The 7,263-nt window shown below is 39.0% G+C and carries 5 protein-coding genes and 1 rRNA gene; all 6 read left to right on the top strand.

What is annotated here, in order from left to right; genetic code table 11:
* Nucleotides 1–39: 39 nt before the first annotated feature.
* Complete coding sequence (gene yaaA / locus ASC42_RS05420) at nt 40–252, top strand: S4 domain-containing protein YaaA (RefSeq protein WP_055440880.1); 213 nt, start codon at nt 40–42, stop codon at nt 250–252.
* Between the two features lie 15 nt (nt 253–267).
* Nucleotides 268–1,383 (top strand): DNA replication/repair protein RecF, encoded by a 1,116-nt coding sequence (gene recF, locus ASC42_RS05425; protein ID WP_055440881.1) that lies wholly within the window; start codon nt 268–270, stop codon nt 1,381–1,383.
* Between the two features lie 60 nt (nt 1,384–1,443).
* Complete coding sequence (gene gyrB / locus ASC42_RS05430) at nt 1,444–3,360, top strand: DNA topoisomerase (ATP-hydrolyzing) subunit B (protein ID WP_055440895.1); 1,917 nt, start codon at nt 1,444–1,446, stop codon at nt 3,358–3,360.
* A 72-nt stretch (nt 3,361–3,432) separates the two neighbouring features.
* Nucleotides 3,433–5,886: a DNA gyrase subunit A gene (gene gyrA, locus ASC42_RS05435; RefSeq protein ID WP_055440882.1), complete on the top strand. Its 2,454-nt coding sequence runs from the start codon at nt 3,433–3,435 to the stop codon at nt 5,884–5,886.
* Between the two features lie 44 nt (nt 5,887–5,930).
* Nucleotides 5,931–7,016: an HD-GYP domain-containing protein gene (locus ASC42_RS05440; protein WP_055440883.1), complete on the top strand. Its 1,086-nt coding sequence runs from the start codon at nt 5,931–5,933 to the stop codon at nt 7,014–7,016.
* 144 nt (nt 7,017–7,160) lie between these two features.
* A 16S ribosomal RNA gene (locus ASC42_RS05445) occupies nt 7,161–7,263 on the top strand; the annotation flags it as partial.

The raw sequence follows: 7,263 nt of genomic DNA on the forward strand, positions 1-7,263 counted from the left end.
AAAAATGGACACTTTTTATAGAAAGTGAGCGAATGAGAGATGAAAGAAATAAAAATTTCAACAGAAACCATTACACTTGGACAATTTTTAAAACTAGTAAACGTCATTTCAACGGGAGGAATGGCGAAGTGGTTTTTACAAACAAACGATGTATTTGTTAACGGTGAGCGGGAACAACGTCGTGGTCGCAAACTAAGAGCAGGAGACGTTGTCGACATTCAAACAATCGGTACATTTACGATTTGTTCGTAAAGGTGGGAGGCACCTTTGTTTTTAGAACAGTTAACTTTAAAAAATTACCGCAATTATGAACAAGGTTGTTGGCAATTTCAAAACAAAGTAAATGTCATTTTAGGGGAAAACGCCCAAGGCAAGACGAACATCATGGAATCGATTTATGTCTTGTCGATGGCAAAATCCCATCGAACGACAAATGATAAAGATTTAATTCGTTGGGACAAAGATTATGCTAAAATAGAAGGTAAAGTAGGAAAGAAAAACGGCCCAATTTTTTTACAGTTAACCGTGTCGAAAAAAGGGAAAAAAGCAAAACTAAATTATATCGAGCAGGCAAAATTAAGCAGTTATGTCGGGCACATGAACGTCGTTATGTTTGCCCCAGAAGATTTAAACCTTGTAAAAGGGAGCCCGCAAATTCGAAGACGTTTTATCGATATGGAAATCGGCCAAGTATCTCCAGTTTATATGCATGAACTTGGTCAATATCAAAAAGTGTTGCAACAAAGAAATCAATATTTGAAACTACTTCAGTCAAAAAAACAGACGGACGAAACGTTTCTTGATGTGCTCACAGAACAGCTTGTGGAGCTCGCAGTAAAAATCACGCTCAAAAGATATGAGTTTATCGAATTATTACAAACATGGGCGAAACCGATTCATGCCGAAATTAGTCGAGGCCATGAACAATTGGCCATTCATTATTGTCCTTCGGTTGATGTATTAGACAAACAACAATGGTCGAGAATAGTAGAAGTGTATAACGATAAGTTTACACAAATAAAAACAAAAGAAATCGAACGAGGCACAACGCTCATCGGTCCACATCGGGATGATTTATCGTTTACGATTAACGGAAAAGATGTACAGACGTTCGGTTCCCAAGGTCAACAACGAACGACAGCCCTTTCATTGAAACTAGCTGAAATTGATTTAATTTTTTCAGAAATCGGCGAGTATCCTATCCTTTTACTCGATGATGTTCTGTCAGAACTAGATGATTTTCGTCAAACGCATTTGTTAAATGCTATACAAGGCAAAGTGCAAACATTTGTAACAACAACAAGTATAGATGGGATTGAACATCGCGTCGTTCGAGACGCAGATGTGTATGAAGTTGTCTCGGGACAAATGATGAGACGATAGTTGTTCATAAACCTCGAACATATTGTTCGAAAAGGAAAGCGTAGGTGATCAATAGTGGCGATGGAACAAAGAGATCAAATTGTTTATGATGAAAGTCAAATCCAAGTTCTCGAAGGGTTAGAAGCAGTACGAAAAAGACCGGGGATGTATATCGGATCAACCGGACCGAAAGGATTGCATCATCTCGTTTGGGAAATTGTTGATAACAGCATTGATGAAGCGTTAGCTGGATTTTGTACGGAAATTAACGTCATTGTTGAAGAAGACAACAGCATTACAGTAATAGATAACGGTCGAGGGATTCCTGTTGGTATTCACGAAAAAATGGGGAGACCAGCTGTTGAAGTAATTATGACTGTGTTGCACGCCGGCGGAAAATTTGGTGGCGGCGGATATAAAGTGTCTGGGGGATTGCATGGAGTCGGTGCATCCGTTGTTAACGCGTTGTCCGAAGAGCTAGAAGTATATGTGCATCGCGATGGGAAAATTCACTATCAAAAATATAAGCGTGGCGTACCTTGTACAGATTTGCAGGTTGTAGGTGAGACAGATCGGACAGGTACAACCATTCATTTTAAACCAGATCCAGAAATTTTCACAGAAACGACGGAGTATGATTACGACACACTTGCGCATCGCTTGCGAGAGCTTGCTTTTTTAAACAAAGGCATTCGTATTACCTTAGAAGATCGACGTGATGAAAAGCGACGTAACGAATACTACTATGAAGGTGGAATTTCTTCATACGTTAAACATTTAAATCGGACAAAAGAAACGCTTCACGAGGAACCCATTTACATTGAAGGGGAAAAAGAAGGAATTCAAGTCGAAATCGCCTTACAATATAACGATGGTTATACAAGTAATATATACTCATTCGCTAATAACATTCATACGCATGAAGGTGGTACGCATGAGCTAGGGTTTAAAACAGCTCTGACGCGAATTATTAATGATTATGGTCGTAAAAACAATATGTTTAAAGAACAAGATGCCAATTTAACGGGTGAAGATGTACGGGAAGGATTAACGGCCATCATATCAGTAAAACACCCGGCACCGCAGTTTGAAGGACAGACGAAAACGAAACTTGGCAATAGTGATGCTCGTACGGCGACAGAGTCTATTTTTGCTGAACAATTTGAAAAGTTTTTACTCGAAAACCCAGCAGTTGCCAAAAAAATTGTTGAAAAAGGAATTTTAGCTTCTAGGGCACGTCTAGCAGCGAAGCGAGCGCGGGAATTAACGAGAAGAAAAAATGCCCTCGAAGTATCGAGTTTGCCTGGGAAATTAGCTGATTGTTCATCGAAAGATCCAGCGATATGTGAACTATATGTCGTTGAGGGGGATTCAGCAGGCGGTTCTGCAAAACAAGGACGCGATCGTCATTTCCAAGCGATTTTACCGTTGCGTGGAAAAATTATTAACGTTGAGAAATCAAGATTAGATAAAATTTTATCCAACAATGAAGTACGTGCAATTATTACAGCTCTTGGTACGGGAATCGGAGAAGATTTTGATATTACAAAAGCTCGTTATCATAAGATCATTATTATGACCGACGCGGATGTCGATGGTGCTCACATTCGCACATTGTTATTAACATTTTTCTATCGCTATATGCGCGAGGTAATCGAACAAGGTTATGTTTACATCGCTCAGCCTCCTTTATATAAAATTCAGCAAGGAAAACGAATTGAATACGCGTATAGTGATCGACAACTTGAAGAAATATTAGCTAGGTTACCTGAACAGTCAAAACCAATTATTCAACGTTATAAAGGTCTTGGAGAGATGAATCCAGAGCAACTTTGGGAGACGACGATGAACCCAGAGACGCGAACATTGTTAAAAGTGAGTTTGCAAGATGCCATGGAGGCGGACGAAACATTCGAAATTTTAATGGGGGACAAAGTCGAACCGCGTAGGCAGTTTATCGAGGAAAACGCGAAATATGTAAAAAATCTAGATATTTAAACATGTCGGAGAGTGTTTGTTCACCCTCCCCTTGTTTTATTATTTTGTTAAGTAAGGGAGGTTCGTTGCTGTATGTCTGAAAGAGTAAAGGAAGTGAGTATTAGTCAAGAAATGCGTGCATCGTTTCTCGACTATGCGATGAGCGTCATTGTATCCCGTGCGCTCCCTGATGTGCGTGACGGACTAAAGCCAGTACATCGTCGTATTTTATATGCAATGCACGATTTAGGGATGACGGCGGACAAGCCTTACAAAAAGTCGGCACGTATTGTCGGTGAAGTGATCGGTAAGTACCATCCGCATGGTGATGCAGCGGTATACGATACAATGGTGCGGATGGCACAAGATTTTAACTATCGATATATGCTTGTGGATGGACATGGAAACTTTGGATCAATTGATGGTGATGCCGCAGCAGCAATGCGTTATACAGAAGCAAGAATGTCGAAAATTTCAATGGAGCTGTTGCGAGATATTAACAAGGACACGATCGACTACCAAGATAATTATGATGGTTCAGAACGTGAGCCCATTGTTTTGCCAGCTCGTTTTCCTAATTTACTTGTAAACGGATCTTCAGGGATTGCGGTTGGGATGGCAACGAATATTCCACCGCATCAACTTGGAGAAGTCATCGACGCTTTATTGGAACTGATGAAAGATCCCGACATGACCGTTGCTGAATTGATGGAATATTTGCCAGGCCCTGATTTTCCGACAGGTGCGCAAATTATTGGAAGAGGCGGCATAAGAAAGGCGTATGAAACAGGACGTGGTTCGATCACATTACGTGCCAAGGCGGAGATTGAGCAAAAAGAGAACGGAAAAGAAATGATTATCGTCCGTGAATTACCTTACCAAGTCAATAAAGCAAAGTTAATTGAAAAAATTGCTGAACTTGTCCGTGAAAAGAAAATCGATGGCATTACAGATTTACGTGATGAATCTGATCGGAGCGGTATGCGCATTGTCATTGAAGTAAGAAGAGATGTAAGTGCACATGTAGTGCTCAACAATTTGTACAAACAAACAGCTTTACAAACGAGTTTTGGGATCAATATGCTTGCGCTTGTTGATGGACAACCGAAAGTATTAAATTTAAAACAATGTTTACAACATTATTTAGACCATCAAAAAATTGTTATTCGTCGTCGCACTCAATTTGAGCTAAACAAAGCAGAAGCTCGCGCACATATTTTAGAAGGTTTACGCATTGCCCTTGACCATTTAGACGAGGTAATTGAGCTTATTCGTGAATCTGCGACCGTAGACATAGCGAAAGAAGGATTGATGACAAAGTTTCAGTTAAGTGAAAAGCAAGCGCAAGCCATTTTAGATATGCGTCTACAACGTTTAACGGGACTAGAGCGTGAAAAGATTGAACAGGAGTATGAGGAGCTAGTCAAGCTCATCGCGCATTTAAAGGCCATTTTAGCTGATGAGCAAAAAGTTTTACAAATCATTCGTGACGAATTGCTTGAGATTAAAGAGAAGTTCAATGACTATCGTCGTACAGAAATTGTAAATGGTGGTTTAGAAACAATCGATGATGAAGATTTAATTACTCGTGAAAATATCGTTGTTACATTAACACATAGAGGATATATAAAACGTCTTCCTGTTTCAACGTACCGAAGCCAACGACGTGGAGGTCGTGGTATTCAAGGGATGAATACGCATGAGGACGATTTTGTTGAGCATTTAGTCATTACATCGACACATGATATTGTTTTGTTTTTTACAAACAAAGGAAAAGTATACAAAGCAAAAGGATACGAAATTCCAGAGTTTAGTCGCACAGCAAAAGGTATTCCAATAGTTAACTTATTAAACATTGAAAAAGATGAAGTAATTAACACTGTTATTGCAATTGAACAATTCCATGAAGACGCATTTTTATTTTTTACAACAAAGCAAGGAATTGCTAAAAGATCCCCTTTATCATCGTTTGCTAACATTCGTAACCATGGTTTAATTGCTATTCATTTACATGAAGGCGATGAATTAATATCCGTAAAACTGACAGATGGTCATAAACATATGATTGTGGGGACGAAAAAAGGAATGTTAATTCGTTTTCCTGAGACAGATGTTCGCTCAATGGGACGCACAGCTGCAGGTGTAAAAGCAATTACATTATGTCCAGGCGACGAAGTGGTCGGTATGGAAAGCTTGGATGGTGATGAGGAAATTTTAATTGTAACGCGAAATGGTTATGGAAAACGAACACCAGCTTCAGAGTATCGTATTCAAAGCCGTGGTGGAAAAGGAATTAAGACATGTAATATTACTGAAAAAAACGGCGATGTTGTTGCTGTTAAAACAGTTACAGGTGAAGAAGACTTAATGTTAATGACCGCAAGCGGTGTAATGATTCGTATGGCAGTGAACGATATTTCCGTTATGGGACGAAACACACAAGGTGTTAAGCTCATTCGTCTAGATGAAGAAAACGAACAGGAGTATGTCGCGACAGTAGCGAAGGTACCAAAAGAAGAAGAAAAAGAACAACTGCAAGAAGCATAGAGGGGAGTTTTTCCCCTCTATGCTTTACAAAGGGGGGAGAAGACATGTTGTTAGTAAAAACAGCTCAATTACAAGAAGGTTGCATTTTAGCTGAAGATATTATCGGAAAATCGCATCGCGTTATTGTTCCAAAAAATACGGTATTAAATGCGAAACTATTAACTGTATTGCAAAAGTTTCTTGTTGATCAAGTACGTGTACAGTCAGTTCTTGTTGACGGTAGTACATTTCGACCGAGTGAAGTCATTCAAGAAGATGTACCGAAGCCAAAAATAACGGAAAACAAAGATATATTGACCTTATATTTAGAAGTTGTCCAACAATATAAACAAATGTTTCAAGGATGGCAGGCTGGGTTACCTGTGGATATTGGCAAAGTGCGTAAAATGTTTATGCCTTTGTTTGAAAAAGTATTGGAATCGGAAAAGGAGCTACTCTTCTTTCATCATTACTCTACCAAATCAGAGTACTTATTTCATCATGCAGTAACAGTCGGCCTTCTTTCAGGTGTATTAGCGAAAAAATTACAATATGCAAAAGGGGATTACATGCAAGTCGCCATCGCTGGGCTATTAAGCGATTGTGGTATGTCAAAAGTTGACCCGAAAATACTTAACAAAAGTACGGCTCTTACTCCAATGGAATATAAAGATATGCGCCAACATACCGTTTACGGTTATAAAATGGTTCAAAAAATTACTGCATTACAAGAAGGAGTAAAGCTCGCTGTTTTGCAACATCATGAGCGAAATGATGGCAGCGGATATTTACTTAGTGTTCAAGAAGAAAAAATTCACCCTTATAGTAAAATTGTTGCGGTCGCAGATGTTTATCATGCGATGATTTCTGAGCGTCCTTATCGCAATAAGCAATCACCTTTTAAAGTGTTTGAACAAATTCATAAAGATTGTTTCGGAAAATTCGATCTTTCTGTTGTTCAAGCGCTGGCTTCTCTTTTGATGAACCTTTCTTTAGGAGCAAAAGTAAAATTATCGAATGAACAAGTTGGGGAAATTATCTTTTTTGAACAAGATTCACCGTCCTGTCCAATGATTAAGATAATGAATACAAACCAAATCATTTCACTAAAAAACGAAAAAGATTTGTGCATTGAAGAGATTATAAAATGAAATGACAATGGCGATTGTCCATGTCATTTCATTTTTTTATAAAAAAGTGTTGACAATAATGAAGTGCTCTTGTATGATATATCTTGTGCTTGATGTTCTTTGAAAACTGAACGAAACAGCAGCGTAAAAGCTAAGGATAACTTTTCTATGGAGAGTTTGATCCTGGCTCAGGACGAACGCTGGCGGCGTGCCTAATACATGCAAGTCGAGCGGATCAAATAGAAGCTTGCTTCTATTTGGTTAGCGG

Origin of the sequence: Anoxybacillus suryakundensis (assembly GCF_001418025.1) — a bacterium.
Taxonomy (GTDB): Bacteria; Bacillota; Bacilli; order Bacillales; family Anoxybacillaceae; genus Anoxybacillus; species Anoxybacillus tengchongensis.